17 protein-coding genes are annotated in these 18,205 nt (G+C 46.8%); 7 read left to right on the top strand and 10 right to left on the bottom strand.

Annotated elements, in window-relative coordinates:
• Positions 1-45: 45 nt before the first annotated feature.
• From ACO0KW_RS13510 to ACO0KW_RS13490, 5 genes are all read left to right on the top strand, one after another.
• Positions 46-435, top strand: a complete 390-nt coding sequence (locus ACO0KW_RS13510) for a hypothetical protein (RefSeq protein ID WP_423053711.1) — start codon at positions 46-48, stop codon at positions 433-435.
• 46 nt (positions 436-481) lie between these two features.
• Positions 482-772 carry a hypothetical protein gene (locus tag ACO0KW_RS13505; protein WP_423053709.1) on the top strand — a complete coding sequence of 97 codons (291 nt, stop codon included), beginning with the start codon at positions 482-484 and terminating at the stop codon, positions 770-772.
• 134 nt (positions 773-906) lie between these two features.
• Positions 907-1,206, top strand: a complete 300-nt coding sequence (locus ACO0KW_RS13500; protein ID WP_423053707.1) for a hypothetical protein — start codon at positions 907-909, stop codon at positions 1,204-1,206.
• Between the two features lie 60 nt (positions 1,207-1,266).
• Entirely contained in the window at positions 1,267-1,689 is a 423-nt protein-coding gene (locus ACO0KW_RS13495; RefSeq protein ID WP_423053705.1) for an SRPBCC family protein, read from the top strand.
• A gap of 124 nt (positions 1,690-1,813) precedes the next feature.
• Positions 1,814-2,095 carry a hypothetical protein gene (locus ACO0KW_RS13490; RefSeq protein WP_423053703.1) on the top strand — a complete coding sequence of 94 codons (282 nt, stop codon included), beginning with the start codon at positions 1,814-1,816 and terminating at the stop codon, positions 2,093-2,095.
• A gap of 200 nt (positions 2,096-2,295) precedes the next feature.
• Here ACO0KW_RS13490 and ACO0KW_RS13485 read toward each other — a convergent pair whose 3' ends face one another.
• From ACO0KW_RS13485 to ACO0KW_RS13465, 5 genes are all read right to left on the bottom strand, one after another.
• Positions 2,296-2,706 (bottom strand): DoxX family protein, encoded by a 411-nt coding sequence (locus ACO0KW_RS13485; protein WP_423053701.1) that lies wholly within the window; start codon positions 2,704-2,706, stop codon positions 2,296-2,298.
• Positions 2,707-2,963: 257 nt separating this feature from the next.
• A complete protein-coding gene (locus ACO0KW_RS13480; protein ID WP_423053699.1) occupies positions 2,964-3,665 on the bottom strand; it encodes a pirin family protein in 702 nt (233 codons plus the stop codon).
• Positions 3,666-3,787: 122 nt separating this feature from the next.
• The gene (locus tag ACO0KW_RS13475) at positions 3,788-4,300 is read right to left on the bottom strand and encodes a hypothetical protein (RefSeq protein ID WP_423053697.1); all 513 of its coding nucleotides are present in this window, start codon (positions 4,298-4,300) and stop codon (positions 3,788-3,790) included.
• An 80-nt stretch (positions 4,301-4,380) separates the two neighbouring features.
• A complete protein-coding gene (locus tag ACO0KW_RS13470; RefSeq protein WP_423053695.1) occupies positions 4,381-7,305 on the bottom strand; it encodes a bifunctional diguanylate cyclase/phosphodiesterase in 2,925 nt (974 codons plus the stop codon).
• Positions 7,306-7,552: 247 nt separating this feature from the next.
• Positions 7,553-8,857: a dipeptidase gene (locus ACO0KW_RS13465; protein ID WP_423053693.1), complete on the bottom strand. Its 1,305-nt coding sequence runs from the start codon at positions 8,855-8,857 to the stop codon at positions 7,553-7,555.
• Positions 8,858-9,139: 282 nt separating this feature from the next.
• Between ACO0KW_RS13465 and ACO0KW_RS13460 the strand changes: the two genes are divergently transcribed.
• Positions 9,140-10,126 (top strand): Stealth CR1 domain-containing protein, encoded by a 987-nt coding sequence (locus tag ACO0KW_RS13460; RefSeq protein WP_423053691.1) that lies wholly within the window; start codon positions 9,140-9,142, stop codon positions 10,124-10,126.
• A gap of 188 nt (positions 10,127-10,314) precedes the next feature.
• On the opposite strand, the gene katG is transcribed toward ACO0KW_RS13460, so the two are convergent.
• The 4 genes from katG to ACO0KW_RS13440 all read right to left on the bottom strand — a co-directional run bounded on the left by katG (position 10,315) and on the right by ACO0KW_RS13440 (position 14,327).
• The gene (katG, locus tag ACO0KW_RS13455; RefSeq protein WP_423053689.1) at positions 10,315-12,537 is read right to left on the bottom strand and encodes a catalase/peroxidase HPI; all 2,223 of its coding nucleotides are present in this window, start codon (positions 12,535-12,537) and stop codon (positions 10,315-10,317) included.
• Between the two features lie 233 nt (positions 12,538-12,770).
• Entirely contained in the window at positions 12,771-13,622 is an 852-nt protein-coding gene (locus tag ACO0KW_RS13450; protein WP_423053688.1) for a formate dehydrogenase accessory sulfurtransferase FdhD, read from the bottom strand.
• 17 nt (positions 13,623-13,639) lie between these two features.
• Entirely contained in the window at positions 13,640-13,951 is a 312-nt protein-coding gene (locus ACO0KW_RS13445) for a helix-turn-helix domain-containing protein (protein ID WP_423053686.1), read from the bottom strand.
• Positions 13,935-14,327: a type II toxin-antitoxin system RelE/ParE family toxin gene (locus ACO0KW_RS13440; protein ID WP_423053684.1), complete on the bottom strand. Its 393-nt coding sequence runs from the start codon at positions 14,325-14,327 to the stop codon at positions 13,935-13,937. The genes ACO0KW_RS13445 and ACO0KW_RS13440 overlap by 17 nt, the downstream gene beginning before the upstream one ends.
• A 195-nt stretch (positions 14,328-14,522) precedes the next feature.
• Between ACO0KW_RS13440 and ACO0KW_RS13435 the strand changes: the two genes are divergently transcribed.
• The gene (locus tag ACO0KW_RS13435) at positions 14,523-15,149 is read left to right on the top strand and encodes a hypothetical protein (protein WP_423053683.1); all 627 of its coding nucleotides are present in this window, start codon (positions 14,523-14,525) and stop codon (positions 15,147-15,149) included.
• 208 nt (positions 15,150-15,357) lie between these two features.
• On the opposite strand, the gene fdhF is transcribed toward ACO0KW_RS13435, so the two are convergent.
• Positions 15,358-18,192, bottom strand: coding sequence for a formate dehydrogenase subunit alpha (gene fdhF / locus ACO0KW_RS13430; protein ID WP_423053681.1), 2,835 nt, complete (start codon positions 18,190-18,192; stop codon positions 15,358-15,360).
• Between the last annotated feature and the right edge of the window lie 13 nt (positions 18,193-18,205).

Here is an 18,205-nt window from a genome sequence, read left to right as displayed (position 1 = left end):
CTTGTACACCAACACTACGAATTTACTCACTTTGAAGGAATGAGAATGAAAAATATCCTCATCGCTTTGATCTGTTTTGTTTTGGCTGCGTGCGACAACAAAATTAGTCTAGCAACGCAAAAAGGTGGCTTAACTATCACAGCATTGGTTAACAACACGTTTTCACCGGTAAGTGAAAAAGAATATAAGATCGAAGGCAGTTTAATTATCAGAAATACCACGAATGATAACCTGCCGTTTAGCAATAAGGAGCTCTACTTGGTCTCGCCCACGATAGATACCAGAACATATAAAGATTCATTAGCATCAGCTGTCATCGATTTTACACATGTCATTATTCCTGCAAACACCACAGTTGAACAAAAAGTTTATTGGGTCGTTGAATCAATTAGTAATCCAGGCACGAAAGATATTCGGCTCGAACTACGTAATTGAAAAAAATTTAAAAACCTATCGTCAAATTTAACTTCAACTACTACTCATGAATCAACGACTCATTTCATGGATGCCATTAGTCACCGTGATCGCAACAATGGCGATCTTTACGGGATCTATCTTCCCCTATCTGACATCACAATCAAACACACCGACTGGCTACTTCCCGCTAGCTACAGGGGCGTTACTGACTGCCGTACTTGCTGCTTGGAGCACCTATCATTGTTCACTTGAGTCCGTTCGACGTTGGGATAAAACGATAGCGGCTGCAGTTGTTGCCCTTGCTACCTATTTGGGATTTAGTATGTTTCTCATTCTGAATGTCGTAGGGTCATGACAAGCCCGGCGCGCACTCGTTAGTATTGGCATGTGCAAACGTGTACTTCCCTCTGCACGTCCAGATTCTGCAGGTGTGATTTCAAAGCTCCCCCAAAACAATAGCGCGAAACTTAAACTTACTGACAGACATCTATGACCAACAAAATTCTCATCCTCACCATCGATGAACTAAACGCTTATGAAAAAAAATGGCGTCGAATTTTTTCAGCACACGGCTTAGTACTCGTGGCGGCATTAGGCTATCTGGTTGCGTTCTACTACTCGCCGTGGAACTACAACCGCGTTTGTTATGTTGTCGGTTCACTAGCAGCGATCGCTTGTCTCCATGCCGCTAAAAAACTGAGGGACGTTGAGAGAGTCGATGCAATTGTTTTTTCCGAAGCTCTCTTGGATGGACATATGGATGATGGAGTAGAAGATATAGATGATTGAACGGCCGACTGACCACGAACACTCAAGCGCCAATACAATAACCTTTTTTGAAAGTTCTCAATGCAAGTTGAACACCGAATTACCATTGCCACATCAGCCGAAACGATCTTCCGGATTTACGAGGATGTCCAAAACTGGCACACTTGGGATCCAGATACCAAGCAGGCCTTTATCGAGGGGCCATTTCGCGTGGGCAGCCGCGGTCGAATCACGCCACCTAAGGGCATGGCCGTTCCTATGCTTCTTACTGAAGTGGCACCAGGAAAATGCTTCACGGTCGAATCGAAAATTCCTCTTTTTTGCATGCTATTCGAACATGAGCTCAGAGCAATTTCAGAGGCAACTGAAGTCATTCACAGAGTGACATTCTCAGGTTTTCTTTCCTTTATTTTAGGTCCGATGTTGTCTAAACAGTTGAACGCAGGCCTGCCGGTCACACTCCGTAATCTGAAGGCTTTGGCAGAAGGAACAAGTGCGTCATAATCGCGCATTGCACAGTGCGATGTGCGACGTGCTTTCGTCACCTAATCGCCCTCTTAGCGGGAGCCGTTTTTTTGATTACAAGCACTCTCAATGGTGACGATAGATTTTTAAAGGAAGAAAGTAAATGGACGCAGCCGCTAGAAAAGAAATTTTATCGCTAAGCAAAATGGCACATGATTTGACAGAATCGTCATATCAAAAAGATCCATCGATACGCGGCGAATCGGGCTGGTCAGAAAAGCAGAGAATTCTTCTCGCCGATATGGCACTTCATTTATTACAGACTGCATTAAGAGATGGCGAACTCTCGGAGGAAAATTTGAAAAGAAATCTGTTTTCTATTTTGACGATTTCTGATCAATTTCTACCTGGTTACGAATTGAAGAAGGCCGCTGCTAGTCTGTAGTGTGGACACGATCTCTTTCAACTGTCAAAACCAGACACCATTTAATTCGACAGTATAGAACTTGCCGTGCTCAAATAAAACCCATCATTCCCCTAACCCGCCCCTTGAAATGGGCGGGCATTTAGTGTCTATACGTCTTGCAGCCAATCGTTCTGTGCTTTTGATCCATGGTGCCTAATCAAGCACATCGCAAACATCAATCAATCCCCACGCTGCGCATCCAAACTCCAGCCACCTGCACCGAATGCAGCGATTGCCATCAGGCCGCCGGCGACGGCGATGTTTTTGAAAAACAATAATTGTGTGACGTAAGCTTGATCCGCAGGTACAGCCCAGTAGGCGTGGAAAATGAAGGAAGCGACTAGCGTGAAGAAGGCAAGTGCTAACGCAGCGTAGCGTGTGCCCAGACCAACGAGCAAAGCGATGCCACCACCGATTTCTAGTATGACTGCAGCCGCAGCGGCCAATGTGGGTGCAGGTAAGCCGACTGACGCGATATAGCCTACCGTGCCAGCGAAGCCTGTGATTTTGGCGAGACCTGCCGGTAAAAATAGGGCTGCGATTAAGAGACGAGCCGCGAAGGCGAAGGGATTTTGTAATTGATTAAACATGATGTTTCCTTTCAATATGTTATCTTTTGATGCAACGTTGTTTGCTATTTTGCGGGTATTCTTCCGGACGGAATTCGGATATTGTTCGGAAGAATTCGCTTTGCTATATTGCGCTTTTTAAGATTGTCGCAAATTTCAAACCACCTTCACCCTAGCCCTCTCCAGCTTGCGGGAAAGGGAAAGTAAGGCCCGGCGTTTGTAGCTCAATTCGAAACCCTTGAGCCAAGAGGCAATTTGATCCTGCTAGATTGTGAAAACTACGCGGCCAGATCAAAGACTAATACTTCGGCGTCTTGACCCTGACTGAACTGCAAGCTGCTTTCATCCGCGACCAATAAAGCATCGCCGCTGTTTAATTGCTGGCCATTCACTGTCAACTCACCGCGAATCAAATGCACGTAAGCTTTACGAGCAGGGCTCAAACGCATTTCTGCCTGTTCCGCGCCATCAAATAAGCCTGCGTAGAGCGCAGCATCGGCATTCATCGATACCGAATGTCCCGCACCATCTGGCGAGGCGACCAAGCACAAAGCACCGCGTTTGTTTGCGCCTGGTATGGTTTTTTGTTCATAGCCTGGTTCGATGTCCAACAACTTTGGACGTATCCAAATTTGCAGGAAATGCGTTTGCTGGCCTTCGGCATGATTAAATTCACTGTGGCGCACGCCAGTCCCTGCACTCATGCGTTGCACGTCGCCAGGTGGAATACCTTTCACATTGCCCATGCTATCTTTGTGCGCCAGTTCGCCTGACAAGACATAGCTGATGATTTCCATATCGCGATGGCCGTGCGTGCCAAAACCTGTGCCGGGAGCAATACGGTCTTCGTTGATGACTAATAAGTTACCCCAGCCTGTGTGCTCAGGATCGTAATAGTTGGCAAAGGAAAAGCTGTGCTGGCTTTTTAACCAGCCATGATCTGCGTGACCGCGGTCTTGTGATTTTCTTAAAGTAAGCATGTTGTTCTCCGGTTAGGCGCATCAGCTTGCTTAGGTTTGCCAATGCTGACAAACAAATACTGATGCGATGGGAGAATTATGCGACTAACAAAAACCGCCTAGGCTGAGCCAGTTTGAAGACATCATTCAATTTTTTTGAATGATGTCTTTGACTTAAAATGGCGTTCTAGCGTGGAAGAAAAATTAACTGCTGCCCATTCCTGCGCCAAAGCCAGTGCGGGCTCAAACAACGCTGTGCGGGGTTCGATCTCGGCAAATGAGTACGGTGCCGTATTACGCGCAGTGCAAGCCATCTCGGCAGCGTAGATAAACATCTCGGTATCGAACTGGCCTGCCCACAATTGCGTTTGTAAGGCTTCGACGATGGCTTCTACCTGAACTGCCTCGGCGCTGACTTGCGCGTTATTTTTATCATGCACGCTTTCCATCACAAATGTCGGGTCAGCACCGTGTGCGACTAAACTCAGAAATCCGAATTCAAAGGGCAATGCAGATTCGACGACATAATGAATGAGATCGTGCGGCAAAATACCTTGACGTGGCATGCTGCACTGACTACTACTGCCATCGTCTCTGACAAAATTGAGCTGATCATATTTGTCCGATGGCGTGCTTTTTTTGGCGATGAGTTTCATGGGTTCTATTGGCGATCGGAATTAATCTCTTACCTTCAGAAAAAAGGAAATGCCAATGGTAAAATTTATTTTGTGATTTGTCACAATTTTAAATTTGCTTGCTGCTGTGTATGAATTAATTCCAACGCCTGCGCTGCCGGTAGAGGCTTGCTGAAAATATAGCCTTGAAATTCATCGCATCCCTGTGCCATCAAGAAATCAGATTGGGCTTGGGTCTCGACGCCCTCCGCGATGGTTCTAAACCCCAGACCCTTTGACATTTGAATAATCGCTGTCACAATCGCCCTATCGTCTGAATCAGTCGCAATATCGCGCACAAATGACTGGTCAATTTTGAGTTTATAGACTTTGAATTTCTTCAAATAACTCAACGAAGAATAACCCGTGCCAAAATCATCAATCGCGAGGCGTATGCCTAAATTGTGGAGTTCATTCATAACCGCGATCGCATTCACCGGATCCGCTGTTGCGACACTCTCGGTCAATTCAAGTTCCAGATATTCGGGCGGCAAAGCCACTTCATTTAAGATCCCTGTCACCATCCCTCGCAAGTTAGGGTGGCGAAATTGAATTGCAGATAAATTCACCGCCATAATCACTGGCTTCATTCCTGCATCAATCCAGCTCTTTAACTGCAATAGCGCAGTACGTAATACCCAAGTACCAATCGGAATAATCAGACCATTGCTTTCTGCCAAAGGTATGAATTCAGCAGGCGAAATAAAACCGAGTTCAGGATGCGTCCAACGTAAAAGTGCTTCAACCCCGATCACCGTTTTGCCATCCATCGTCAGTTGCGGTTGATACAATAGTTGGAATTGATTGCGCTCCAGCGCGTGGTGCATGGCGCTTTCTAACTGCAACATGCGTGCGGTACGTTGTTGCATGGCCTTAGCAAAAAAGCGGAAGTCATTGCGCCCGTCTTCTTTGACTTTGTTCATTGCTGTGTCAGCACTGAGGAACAAACTCTCGCCATCTTGGCCATCTTGCGGAAACATCGCGATGCCAATGGAGGGCGTCAATACCACTTCCTGCCCTTCAAACAGAAATCCTGTTGCGACGACTTCCAGTACCTTACCCGCCATACGGGCAACGTCATCTTCGTTCACGTCTTCCAAAACGAGTGCAAATTCGTCACCAGCGATTCTGGCTACGGTATCGGTATTTTTAATGATTGATGATAAGCGCTTAGCAATTTCAATCAATAAAGCATCTCCTGCGTTATGCCCTAAGGTGTCATTGATATGTTTAAAACGATCCAGATTCATGTACAACAACGCCAAGCGCGAACCCGAACGCTGGGCAGCGGTCATCGCATGCTGCATGCGATCCATCATCAATTGCCGGTTCGGTAATTCGGTCAACAAATCATAGTTAATCAATTTCTCAATACGACGTTCCGCTTCAATTCTCGACGTGATATCAACTACTGATGCCAGTACATAAATTCCATCTTGCGCGGTGATTGGCGTCAAACCGATCTCGACGCGGAACTCTTCACCATTGCAACGTCGCGCAAATAGCAATCGTCCTTGCCCCATTGGTCGGTCAGATGGGCTTTTCAGATAGTTTTCAACATTGCGCTGATGACTTGATTCCACTGAACGAGGAATCAAATTATCCAGATGCAATCCGATCAGTCCACCATCGGGATACTCAAACATACTCTCGGTCTGCGAATTGGTGAGGACGATGATACCTTTGGCGTTCACCATGATCATGGCATTCGGGGACGCCTGCACCGCACTGCGGAAACGATCTTCTTCGACCTTTCTGACAGTAATGTCGGTATGCGATCCGACCACTCTCTCGACCAAACCATTTGCCGCCTTGATTTTTTCGCCACGCGCAAAGATCCACCGATAACTACCGTCTTTATGACAAAGTCGAAATTCGTTCTCATATTTCGTCATTGATGGTGTATCTAAGAAAGTCTGGAACACGTCAATTGCGCGTTGTCGATCTTCTGGATGCAGGAGCGCCAACCATGTGTCGTAATGGTTAGCCAATTCATGCGCGGCATAACCAACTTGCTGCTTCCACACTGAGGAAAACGAGGTTTCTTTCGTAAGCCAGTTTAAATCCCACAAACCGGTATTCGAGGCATTCACGGTCAATTCAAGATTTTTCTGCGACTCTTCGAGATCGCGGTAAGGGCGCTCTATCGCCTCAACGACAACCGCCCGATAAATCAAAATATAAGCGATGACTTTATACAGATGACCGAGCACGTTATAAGCGCCCGTCTTGGTCGTGTATAGGGTGAAAAATAATTCACCCATGGCCATAATACATACCGCGCCCCACATCAAGCTAATATCTAAAGCCTGAGAAGACTTTAGTCTTTTCCAGAGAATTACGGCAGTAACGATATTGAGAGCAATAATCAGGTATTCAAAATCTTTTTTGATTGGCGTTAATCCTGATCCAGGAATAAACCAAATTGGAAAATAGTCCTCATGTACGACTACCAGCCAGCTGAAAACAAAAGAAACAGTCAACACCGAGAGGAACATGACATACTTTTTGAATCGACTCGTCATGCGTTCGAATGATTGCAAAGCGAAAGTAAGCAAACCTAAACTGGCAATAAACCGAGCCGCCATCCAAAAATTCAAATATTTGTTTGTGTCATTTTCAGTGAAAAAATTTGACATTCCTGGATAGGAAAGTGTGTGTGAAAAATCGAGAAACGAAACGACAAAAAACAAGCTGGACAACACGATCAAGCTATGTGGATAACGACTGGCTCGTGAGTTCCATGCGACGATAAATACCATCATCGAGATGAAAATGGAAACGGTTTCCATCGTCGTATGCAACACAAGATAGTGTTCCATACCATAGTAATTTTCTGGGGTAGGAATAAAGTAAGAAACAACTTGCACGACGCCTAATATGACGATCCATCGCAAGGCCTTAACTACTCCTGGCAGATGCGATTGGTGCACCCCCAGCTTAAGCTCCAGAAAATTTTTTAGCATGAAATCAATATTTGTAGTCATGTCTCGATCTATAAATTGCCTAGCGCCAGATTTACCTCAAGTGTCAGATGAACAAATCTGATCGGGTAATATCTGGCTCACTATAAATAAGTTTCAGTTCTACTCCAATTGCACTTTGGTGCTAATAGCTATTTGTTACTGCATACCAATCGGTAGCGAGCCCCATACACCGATCCAGACTTAAAAAAGATTTGCTGATGTTTGATTTGATTGCTCGCACTTCAGGCTTACTTAGATTTATTTCAGCTTATTTCATTTTACTTAGACTCCCATCACCACTAATTTTTCGAGTTTGAATATGCGCGAGCTTTTCAGCTTTTGCCAGTGCACGTAAAAAGTTTTCACCCAAGACCTGTTTAATCTCAACTTCGGTGTAGCCACGACGCAGCATTTCATAAGTGACTAAGGCCAAATCTTCCATCCCGTTCATGCCCGTTGGCAACATAGGAATGCCGTCGTAATCGGCGCCGATACCAATATGCTCAATCCCGGCTATTTTTTTGATGTGATCGATGTGATCAACGATGCGGGTGTAATCAGCGATGTAGATAGGATGCGCGGCCAATAATTGGCGTTCAGCCACTGCTTTGGCTTCTGGATTATCTTTGTACTGCGCTTGTAAGGCATCTAACTCTGTTTTGAGTTTTATCTCTCTTTGCTGGCTCTCAGCTTGGGTTCTGGCATCTAAGAAAACAGGGAAGAAATTAATCATGACTACGCCACCATTTTTCACGAGACGCTTTAATATTGCATCGGGAACATTACGAGTGTGGTCGTTGACACCACGTGCACCTGAGTGCGACGCGATCAAAGGTGCGGTCGAAATATCGAGCACGTCGTTCATGACTTTTTCAGACACATGCGAGATATCAACCAGCATTCCCAAACGGTTCATTTCACGCACTACATCTTTACCAAACGGGCTGAGTCCATTATTTTTAGGAACGTCATTGTGTGCATCCGCCCAAGCGTGCGAAACATTGTGTGTCAGCGTCATGTAGCGCACGCCAAGTCGATAAAAATTGCGCAAGGCATAAAGTGAATTTTCTATAGCGTAGCCACCTTCTATTCCCATCATCGCACACGTTTTGTGCTGCTTTTTCGCTTGTCGGATTTCAGCCACCGTCGTGCATGTTGACAATGCCTGAGGGTGACGTTCAACTTCGCGATTACGACTATCGATCATATCCATCGCTCGGTGCATTGCACCACCCGTTTTAAGCGTATCGCCTGAAACATAGATAGAGAAAAATTCGGCGGTAACACCACTGGCTTTAATACGTGCTAAGTCCGTATGAAACGGATCGCCATCTTTATGCCAGACGCCAACTGAATTGGCCGCGAGATTAAAATCTTCATCGACCAGCGGCGTGGGGATATCGTTATGGCCATCGACGATGATGGCAGAACGATGAATTTTCAATGCCTTCTGCCAAAGTTGAACGTCGGCACCCACGGGCATTGTTTGTGCTGACGCTGTCGAAGTAAAAGCGCCGCACACCAACATTGCACAGAGTATCGATAGCCGACATTGACAAGAAATAAGTTTCATACGGGACTCTCAAATTTGAATGACGAGAAGAGTCAAGCATAGTCCGCTTAATGTAAATTCACAATGGTTGCAGAGTTTTTTGGCTGGTAACCAATCTCAATTGTTGCAGCGATGGCGTGTCTCCAACCTTAATCGGGCTTTTCAGGTAGAGTGCGGGATCTGTAGAACGGCATCGCCTAAATAAGGCTCAAAGCAATAGCAACAACTTCCAGACTGAACAGCTGAATCGAGCAAAAAAACGATCTGCTGTTTGTTTCTTTATCAACTAACCTTCTTCCTGCTGTGAATCATTCCAAAGACAAAATTGATATCGTCTATTTATGGGTAGATGGCGCTGATCCGATCTGGCGCGCAAAACGTCAGTATGCGCTGACGAATTCAGACGATGTCGAACGCCAAAAACTGGCGCGCCATGGCGATGTCGCCGGACGCTATCGCGACAATCAAGAACTACGTTTCAATCTGCGCGCCTTAGAAAAATTCTTCCCGAATCATGGTCATGTCTATCTCGTCACTGACGGCCAGAAGCCAGATTGGTTACAAGACACCGCAGGGATGACGCTGATCGATCACACCAGTATTATTCCTGCGACAGCGTTACCGGTTTTCGATTCGGGTCATATTGAATCGTATTTGCATCATATTCCGCATTTGTCCGAGAAATTTATTTATCTGAACGACGATGTCTTTTTTGGTGCGCCTGTGAATGTGGAAAGTTGGTTTGGACAACATGGTGTTGCCGTATTTAAGGAGCAAGAACAAGTCCCCGATTACGGCACGCTACAAAAAGATGAGACCGCTTTGGTCAACGCCTCTATTTTATCCAAGCACTGGTTACAGCAACGTTATCCGCTCTACCAACACGTGCATCGCATCTTTGCACATGCACCGCGCCCTATGCTGAAAAGCGTTTTATTAGAGTTAGAAAAAGAAGCACCAGATTTATTTGAACAAGTCAGACAAACCGTGTTTCGCGACTGGCAGCGGCCACCTATCGTGCCCGATCTGGTACCGCGCTGGATGCTGCATCGGGGCCTCGCTTATTTACGAGAAATTGAGTATCGCTACATTTGCAGTGGTGATAGCGACGCCGAACAACAGTTTGCTGACTTAAGCGCACGCTTTGGTGAACTGGTGTTTTTCTGCATCAATGACACCAGCGATAATGCCGCGTCGAATGATCCGCAGTTGTTGCGAATTCGAGAGACCTTGGAACGTTTGTTACCTTTGCCCTCGCGGTTTGAAACAGATGCCGTAGGTTGGCACTGAGCATAACGAAGCCAACAATTTGAGATAAAACTGTCTCAAATTGTTGGGCTTGGCATTTGTAGGGCGGGTGCAACCCGCGCCGCAAATAGGTCGGCTAGCATTGCACCACGTTCTGGCGGCGCGGGTTGCACCCGCCCTACTTTTCAATCATCTCTCACCGAAGAGAGAAAAACGTTTTCGAAATACATTCACACCAAATCAAAACGGTCTGCGTTCATCACTTTATTCCAAGCCGCGATGAAATCATTCACAAACTTTTGCTGCGCATCACCACTCGCATACACTTCGGCCAAGGCACGTAATTGTGAATTGGAACCAAACACCAGATCAACCGTGGTGCCTGTCCACTTCACTGCGCCACTTTGACGATCGCAACCTTCGAGCACGCCTGCTGTATTTGATGGCTGCCACTTAGTGCTCATATCCAGCAAGTTGACGAAGAAATCATTGCTCAGAGTTTCTGGACGCTGAGTGAAGACACCGTGCTGAGTCTTGCTTGTGTTCGCATTTAAAGATCGCAAACCTCCGATCAGCACTGTCATTTCCGGCGCACTCAAGTTCAGCAATTGCGCTCTATCAATCAGTAGCTCTGCTGCATGTTTTTCTAAACCCGCACGCACATAGTTACGGAAACCGTCGGCAGCTGGCTCTAATACGGCAAATGATTCAACATCCGTTTGTTCTTGCGATGCATCCATACGCCCTGGTGCGAATGGAACTTGCACATCTTGTCCCGCTTTCTTCGCCGCGGCTTCAATCGCTGCTGCACCAGCCAATACGATTAAATCTGCCAGAGAGATTTTCTTGCCACTGGATTGCGCCGCATTGAATTCTTGCTGTATCGTTTCCAAGCTCGCCAACACTTTATTCAACTCTAATGGCTGATTCGCTTCCCAATCACGCTGTGGTGATAAACGGATACGCGCACCATTGGCACCGCCACGTTTATCACTGCCACGGAAGGTCGAGGCGGATGACCATGCCGTGTTAACCAATTGAGAAATACTTAAACCTGATGCCAACACTTTCGCTTTCAATGCAGCGATATCGCTTGCATCTACTACAGCATGATTCACAGCAGGAATCGGATCTTGCCAGATCAGCGTTTCGCTTGGTACCAAGGCACCTAAATATCGCGCTACAGGTCCCATATCACGGTGTGTCAATTTGAACCAAGCACGTGCAAAGGCGTCCGCAAACTCCGCAGGATTTTGATGGAAACGACGAGCGATTTTTTCGTAGGCAGGGTCATGTCGCAAGGACAGGTCAGCCGTCGTCATCATCGGAGGATGTTTCTTACTAGCGTCATGTGCGTCAGGAATCAAGTGTTCAGGTTTGCAGTCTTTTGCCACCCATTGTTTGGCACCAGCTGGGCTCTTGGTCAGCTCCCACTCATAACCGAACAGCATATCGAAATAGCCGTTGTCCCAAGTCGTAGGATTTGGTTTCCATGCGCCTTCTATACCGCTTGTCGTCGTATGTACGCCTTTACCCGAACCCAATTGATTGATCCAACCCAAGCCCTGCTCTGCTATGCCTGCCGCTTCTGGTTCTGGTCCAACCAACGTCGGATCGCCAGCGCCGTGCGCTTTGCCAAATGTATGACCACCCGCCACCAAGGCAACTGTTTCTTCATCATTCATCGCCATACGTGCAAAAGTTTCACGTACATCACGACCGGAAGCGACTGGATCAGGATTACCATCTGGGCCTTCTGGATTCACATAAATCAAACCCATTTGTACTGCAGCCAAAGGATTTTCTAAGTCACGTGAGCCTGCGACTGAGCCAGCATAACGGCTATTTGCTTTATCACTGGTTGCGAGCCATTCGGTTTCTGAACCCCAGTAGATATCTTCTTCTGGTTGATAGATGTCTTCGCGTCCACCAGCGAAACCAAATGTCTTAAAGCCCATGGATTCCAGCGCGACGTTGCCCGCTAAAACGAACAAATCTGCCCATGAAATTTTACGACCGTATTTTTGTTTGATAGGCCATAACAAACGGCGTGCTTTATCGAGATTGCCGTTATCTGGCCAGCTATTCAAAGGGGCGAAACGTTGGTTGCCTGTACCTGCGCCGCCGCGACCATCGGACACACGATAGGTACCCGCTGCATGCCACGCCATGCGTATCATCAAACCACCGTAGTGACCCCAATCGGCTGGCCACCAGTCTTGTGAATCGGTCATCAATACCTTGAGATCGTCCACCACCGCATTCAGATCAAGCGACTTGAATTCTGTCGCATAATCAAAATCTTCCCCCATAGGATTCGACTTGGGTGAGTGCTGGTGCAGAATATTTAATTTAAGTTGATTCGGCCACCAACTCGCGTTCGTCGGTGCGCCTGCGGCGACTGCGTGTTTTGCTGCACCATGGTTGAAAGGGCATTTTGCTTCGTTCGTCATATCAATCTCCTGGAATAAGCTCTAAAGTAAGTTCAACAACAAGTTTGGAACTGCAATGGATTCGATTCTAGAGAGCAGAGACCGATAGATCAACTCAATTTAATTTATGACTTCGATAAATTTTGACTAAATACCGATTTAGGCTTCATTCAGCCAGCATATTGCATAGTCGAGATGCAATAGGTATGACAGATCAATTAAATGGTAGATTTTTCTGCTTAGCAGGCTGCCTATCAAGCCAACTTGAGCGTCGCATCCAATAGATGAGGTTCGTAGACTAAACGATGTTTGCCACTTAACAACAGAAAATGTTTGCCGCTGCAACGTGCCAACAAGGCCATATCGAGCTTTTGCGCGACCATGTGCCCCATCTGCGTGGTGCCTGAACGCGAGAGCAAAAACGGAATACCCATCTGCGCGCCTTTGATCACCATTTCTGAGGTCAGGCGCCCCGTAGTATAAAAAATTTTGTCACCACCCTTAAGGTCGTCTAGCCACATCAAACCAGCAATCGCATCGACGGCATTGTGACGACCGACATCTTCGATAAAGTACAGCAGCTCACCGCTATCAGAAAACAAAGCGCAGCCGTGAACCGAGCCAGCGCGTTTGTAGACCGATTGTTGAGTGCGTATGGTATCGACGATGCGGTACAGCACCGATTGCTTTAATTGGGCGTCTGCGGGCAATACCAAGGTATCAACTTCATCCATCAAACCGCCATACACCGAGCCTTGACCGCACCCTGTGGTCACGACTTTTTTAGCGGTGCGCTCTTGAATATCAGCAATACCATTACGGGTAATCACAGCAGCGGCATCGACCGACCAATCTACTTGCACCGAGACAATTTCATCCAAGTTGCGCACCAAGCGTTGATTACGCAAATAGCCGAGCACTAAGGCTTCAGGATTTGCGCCTAATGTCATCAAAGTCACCAATTCGCGCTTATCGATGTAAACCGTTAAAGGTCTTTCCGCCGGAATCGCAATCACTGAGCTGCGCCCGTGTTCATCCAGCACCTCGACGTCTTGCGTGAGGTGGATGCTAGCAGAAGACAGTAAGGGATGTTGCACACTTTGCATCTGGCTATCTCATGAATCTATGCCAGCAATTCAAGACCTTTTCGATCAATCAAATTTAATAATTTTAATGATGCACCGTTTGGGTGCTTTTGACCTTGTTCCCATTTCTGCACTGTCGATGGACTGGTATTAAGATATGCCGCAAACACCGTTTGGCTAGCTTTAAAACGCAAACGCAATTTCTTAATTTGTTCGGCGCTGTATTCTTGCACTGGCGTCAAACACAGCGCATCAAATTCACGCATAGTCATCGCATCCATCGTACCTGCAGCATGTAAGCCCTGCGCGGTCCCATGCAATACATCCAACAACTTATCGTTTTTTGCCATGATTCACTCCAATTTCCACTTCTACCAATTCTTGCTCACTCTTTGCGACTTCTAGCGCATTAGCGTCATACGCTAACAAATGTCTTGCTAAGAGTTTCAAGGCCTTCAATTCTTTATCGTCAATATTGTCTTGTTGATTTTTCGCAAAACCGTATAAAAAGAAGGCCATATCTTTAAACTTAAAAGCAAGAATAGTTCTTAAGCCAGCACTTTTCCCACGCCCCGCAATACCAACACGTTTCTTAACGACATTACCGCCCAGATTTGCATCAATCAAGCCCTGATCCAATTCAGCCACCGCATCAATTAAGGCTTGATCTGACATGCCCTCTTTCGAAGCCCAGCGAGCAAACCACCTTGTCTTGAAAATTCGCATGCGTTTATGGACCTATTAGAAGGATTTAAATTGTAGCACTTAGTGCCATACATGAACACATCTAACGTTTTATCCATCAAATCTGATGTTATCGAAAACCAGGCAAGAATTTTGTGTTTTATTGTTGAGTATCCTTGTCATTGTGTTATATGCGTGTTAATTTCACCTAGCGTAAACTAACTAGCCTACCTGATTATGTATCAAGCACATCCGAATCATGAATTGACGCGACTCTTTAGAGATAGACCATTTCAAGGTGCAGTTCCTGAAAACGCAAAATTTATTTTCGTTGGATTAGACGCAAATTACGCAGGGAATCTTGAAAATACTTCGAGCTTTCAAGATGTACTGGACTATCACTTAGACGGTGTTGCATTTTGGCAGAAACATTTAGTCCACCATCCATTTCTTCTACCCTCTTACCGCGGCGATGGTAGGCGATACCACATAAATTTTTCTCGAATTGGGTTCTCTCCCAAAAATGCTGCCGAAGTTTCATTTATAGAATTACTTCACCTTCCCACTGTTGGTCGCAATAAACTCGATGTTAGCGATCTTGATTACAACCATCTCCAATTTATAAACTCATTAGTGACACGAGGTGAACCCAGGCATATATTCCTATCGGCTGGCGTCATTCGGCTAATGCATTCAACCGAGCTCTTTCAATGGCTCCCAAAAGCTCAACAGAAACAAGTATTACCCAAACTAACAGCAATAAAAGAAACTAAAATATATCAGCATCTGCACCTATCAAATTACGGCAAATTTCAAACTCAGTTGAATGAAGAAGCCGCAGCTATACGTCAACTTATCGCCTAAGAAGCCTAAAATGTATAAAAAGTTAAACTGCCGTCAAAAAATCAGTCAACAAGAGTCTATACACTTATTGCTTTTAAGCACATTCAAACTTTTTTTCGTGCTCTGCCTCATCCCTATTGGCATATTAATTACGATTTTTTGGACAATACTCAGAAGAAAGTAATCTAGATACCAAATTCTTCTAATCTCAAGAGGTACTGGTTTCAAATTATTGCTGTAACTTCGCCAACACCTGACCGCCGCCATAACTACCCTGCACGGGTTCTGTTCCACCCAACACTATCTTAATTGCGCAGTATTTAAATTCAGGAATTTTTCCATAAGGATCGAGCGCCGCATTGGTGAGTTTATTGATCGCTGCTTCGTAATAGCAGAACGGCACAAACACCGCACCGCGTGGTGAACTGTCGTCGGCGCGGGCATACAAGCTTACTTCTCCACGGCGTGACGTGATCGTGACGATGTCGCCGGGTTGTCCGCCCATGTCTACCAAATCAAGCGGATGGACCAATGCGACTGGATCGGGTTCGATTGCATCGAGTACCGCGGTGCGGCGAGTCATGCTGCCAGTGTGCCAGTGTTCGAGTTGACGACCAGTGATCAGCACCATAGGGTAATCCGCATCGGGGCGTTCGTCGGCTGGAATAATGTCAGCCGGAACAAAACGCGCACGTCCGGTTTCACGCGGAAACTCTTTGGTAAACACTACCGATTCACCGGCATCACCTTCGTGACGACAAGGATAAGTAACCGCATGTTCGCGCTCTAAACGCTCCCAAGTAATGCCGGCAATATTCGGCATGGTGTGACGCATTTCATCAAACACCGCACCGACATTCGGATACTGCCAATCCAAGCCAAGTTGTTGCGCCATTTGCTGGATGATCCACAAATCTTGTTTCGCTTGTCCGGGTGGATCAATCGCTTGACGTCCCATTTGCACCAAGCGATCCGTATTCGTGAAGCTGCCGGTTTTTTCGGGGAAGGCGGAAGCGGGCAAAATCACGTCGGCTAAATAAGCAGTCTCTGTCAGAAAGATATCTTGCACCACCAAATGATCAAGCGCGGCTAGAGACTCGCGCGCATGATTTGCATCAGGATCAGACATGGCCGGATTCTCACCCATGATGTACATGCCATTGATTTCACCCCGCTTAATCGCATGCATGATTTCAACGACGGTCAAACCTGGTTGCGGATCTAAAGTATCTGCTGGTAACTGCCAAGCTTGCTCAAAACGGGCACGCGCGGCGGCATTATCGACACGTTGATAATCGGGATACATCATAGGAATCAAACCGGCGTCGGATGCGCCCTGCACATTGTTTTGTCCGCGCAAAGGATGCAAACCACTGCCCGGTTTTCCGATTTGCCCTGTCATCAAGGCCAGCGCGATCAGGCAACGTGCATTGTCAGTACCATGGACGTGTTGCGACACACCCATGCCCCACAAGATCATCGAGCCTTTTGAAGTCGCATATAGGCGTGCGACATCGCGGATCGTGTCAGCGTCTATGCCGCAAATCGGTGCCATCAATTCCGGACTGTAACCAGCAACGTTTTTTTCTAATTCTGCGTAGCCTATGGTGCGGCTAGTGATGAATTCTTTATCCACCAAATTCTCGTGCACGATCACGTGCATCATGGCATTGAGCAAAGCGACATCGGTGTCAGGCTTAAACTGTAAATAACGATGTGCCATGCGCGCCAGATCGGATTTGCGTGGGTCCATCACTACGAGCTTGGTGCCATTTTCTATCGCGTTCTTAATCCAAGTCGCAGCGACCGGATGATTCACCGTCGGATTCGCACCGATCACAATCACGACTTCCGCTTTCGTCACATCCATCACCGGATTGGATACCGCACCGGAGCCTATACCTTCTAACAAAGCAGTCACCGATGACGCGTGACACAGGCGCGTACAGTGATCAACATTGTTACTGCCAAAGCCGACTCTGACCAGCTTTTGAAACAGATAGGCTTCTTCATTACTGCCTTTGGCAGAACCAAATCCGGCCAGTGCTTTTTTACCTTTGGTATCGCGGATTTGTTTGAGTTTTCCACCCGCGAATGCCAATGCTTCTTCCCAGCTCGCTTCTCGAAATACCTCCATCACATGCGCAGGATCCATGACGAAGTCACCAGTTTTTTTTGCTTCTGGACGACGGATTAAAGGCACCGTTAAACGATGCGGATGATGCGCGTAATCGAAACCATAACGGCCTTTCACGCACAAACGTGCATGATTCGCCGGGCCATCACGACCTTCAACAAAAAGAATATGATTGTCTTTTACGTTATAGGTGAGCTGGCAGCCGACGCCACAATAAGGACAAACCGATTCCACTTGTTTATCCGGCACTGCCAAGGCAGCATCACGCGCTGGCATCAAGGCACCGGTCGGGCAAGCTTGCACACATTCGCCGCAAGCGACACAGGTCGATGCGCCCATCGCGTCATCCATATCGAACACAATTTTCGAGGCATCACCACGGAAAGCCATACCTATCACATCATTCACTTGCTCATCACGACAAGCGCGCAAACAGCGCGTGCATTGTATGCAGGCATCCAAGTTCACGGTGATCGCTGCGTGCGAGGCATCTTGTGGCACTGGCACACGGTTTGCCGATGCGGCGAAGCGGGGTTTACCGACTTGTAATTTCTCTGCCCATTGATCGACTTCGTTATGCCGTGTATAGCTGGTTTCTGGCATATCCGCTTGCAATAATTCAAGCACCATTTTTTGCGCGTTGATTGCGCGTGTGCTGTCAGTCACGACTTGCATGCCATTGGAAGGATAACGGCAGCAACTCGGTGCCAGCACGCGTTCACCATTAATCTCGACCATACAAGCCCGACAATTGCCGACGCTTTCCATGCCGGAGCGATAACATAGGTGCGGAATCTCGACACCTTCACGCTTAGCGATCTCTATCAGTAATTCATTGCTGCGCGCTGTGATTTCTTTACCATTCAGGCTGAAATTTACAGTAGGAACATTCATCTCTGCCATCTGGCTGCGGGTAATTGCATTCATAGTGTTGTCGCTC

Origin of the sequence: Undibacterium sp. Ji22W (genome assembly GCF_049340305.1) — a bacterium.
Taxonomy (GTDB): Bacteria; Pseudomonadota; Gammaproteobacteria; order Burkholderiales; family Burkholderiaceae_D; genus Undibacterium.
This window is presented reverse-complemented; position numbering and strand designations above follow the sequence as displayed.

Excerpts from the sequence above, each read along its gene's own strand:
- ACO0KW_RS13475 (WP_423053697.1), bottom strand. The coding sequence starts at position 4,300 with ATGAAACTCATCGCCAAAAAAAGCACGCCATCGGACAAATATGATCAG.
- ACO0KW_RS13510 (WP_423053711.1), top strand. The coding sequence starts at position 46 with ATGAAAAATATCCTCATCGCTTTGATCTGTTTTGTTTTGGCTGCGTGC.
- ACO0KW_RS13500 (WP_423053707.1), top strand. The coding sequence starts at position 907 with ATGACCAACAAAATTCTCATCCTCACCATCGATGAACTAAACGCTTAT.
- ACO0KW_RS13490 (WP_423053703.1), top strand. The coding sequence starts at position 1,814 with ATGGACGCAGCCGCTAGAAAAGAAATTTTATCGCTAAGCAAAATGGCA.
- ACO0KW_RS13485 (WP_423053701.1), bottom strand. The coding sequence starts at position 2,706 with ATGTTTAATCAATTACAAAATCCCTTCGCCTTCGCGGCTCGTCTCTTA.
- ACO0KW_RS13505 (WP_423053709.1), top strand. The coding sequence starts at position 482 with ATGAATCAACGACTCATTTCATGGATGCCATTAGTCACCGTGATCGCA.
- katG (WP_423053689.1), bottom strand. The coding sequence starts at position 12,537 with ATGACGAACGAAGCAAAATGCCCTTTCAACCATGGTGCAGCAAAACAC.
- fdhF (WP_423053681.1), bottom strand. The coding sequence starts at position 18,192 with ATGAATGCAATTACCCGCAGCCAGATGGCAGAGATGAATGTTCCTACT.
- ACO0KW_RS13465 (WP_423053693.1), bottom strand. The coding sequence starts at position 8,857 with ATGAAACTTATTTCTTGTCAATGTCGGCTATCGATACTCTGTGCAATG.
- ACO0KW_RS13495 (WP_423053705.1), top strand. The coding sequence starts at position 1,267 with ATGCAAGTTGAACACCGAATTACCATTGCCACATCAGCCGAAACGATC.
- ACO0KW_RS13445 (WP_423053686.1), bottom strand. The coding sequence starts at position 13,951 with ATGGCAAAAAACGATAAGTTGTTGGATGTATTGCATGGGACCGCGCAG.
- ACO0KW_RS13450 (WP_423053688.1), bottom strand. The coding sequence starts at position 13,622 with ATGCAAAGTGTGCAACATCCCTTACTGTCTTCTGCTAGCATCCACCTC.
- ACO0KW_RS13480 (WP_423053699.1), bottom strand. The coding sequence starts at position 3,665 with ATGCTTACTTTAAGAAAATCACAAGACCGCGGTCACGCAGATCATGGC.
- ACO0KW_RS13470 (WP_423053695.1), bottom strand. The coding sequence starts at position 7,305 with ATGACTACAAATATTGATTTCATGCTAAAAAATTTTCTGGAGCTTAAG.
- ACO0KW_RS13440 (WP_423053684.1), bottom strand. The coding sequence starts at position 14,327 with ATGCGAATTTTCAAGACAAGGTGGTTTGCTCGCTGGGCTTCGAAAGAG.
- ACO0KW_RS13435 (WP_423053683.1), top strand. The coding sequence starts at position 14,523 with ATGTATCAAGCACATCCGAATCATGAATTGACGCGACTCTTTAGAGAT.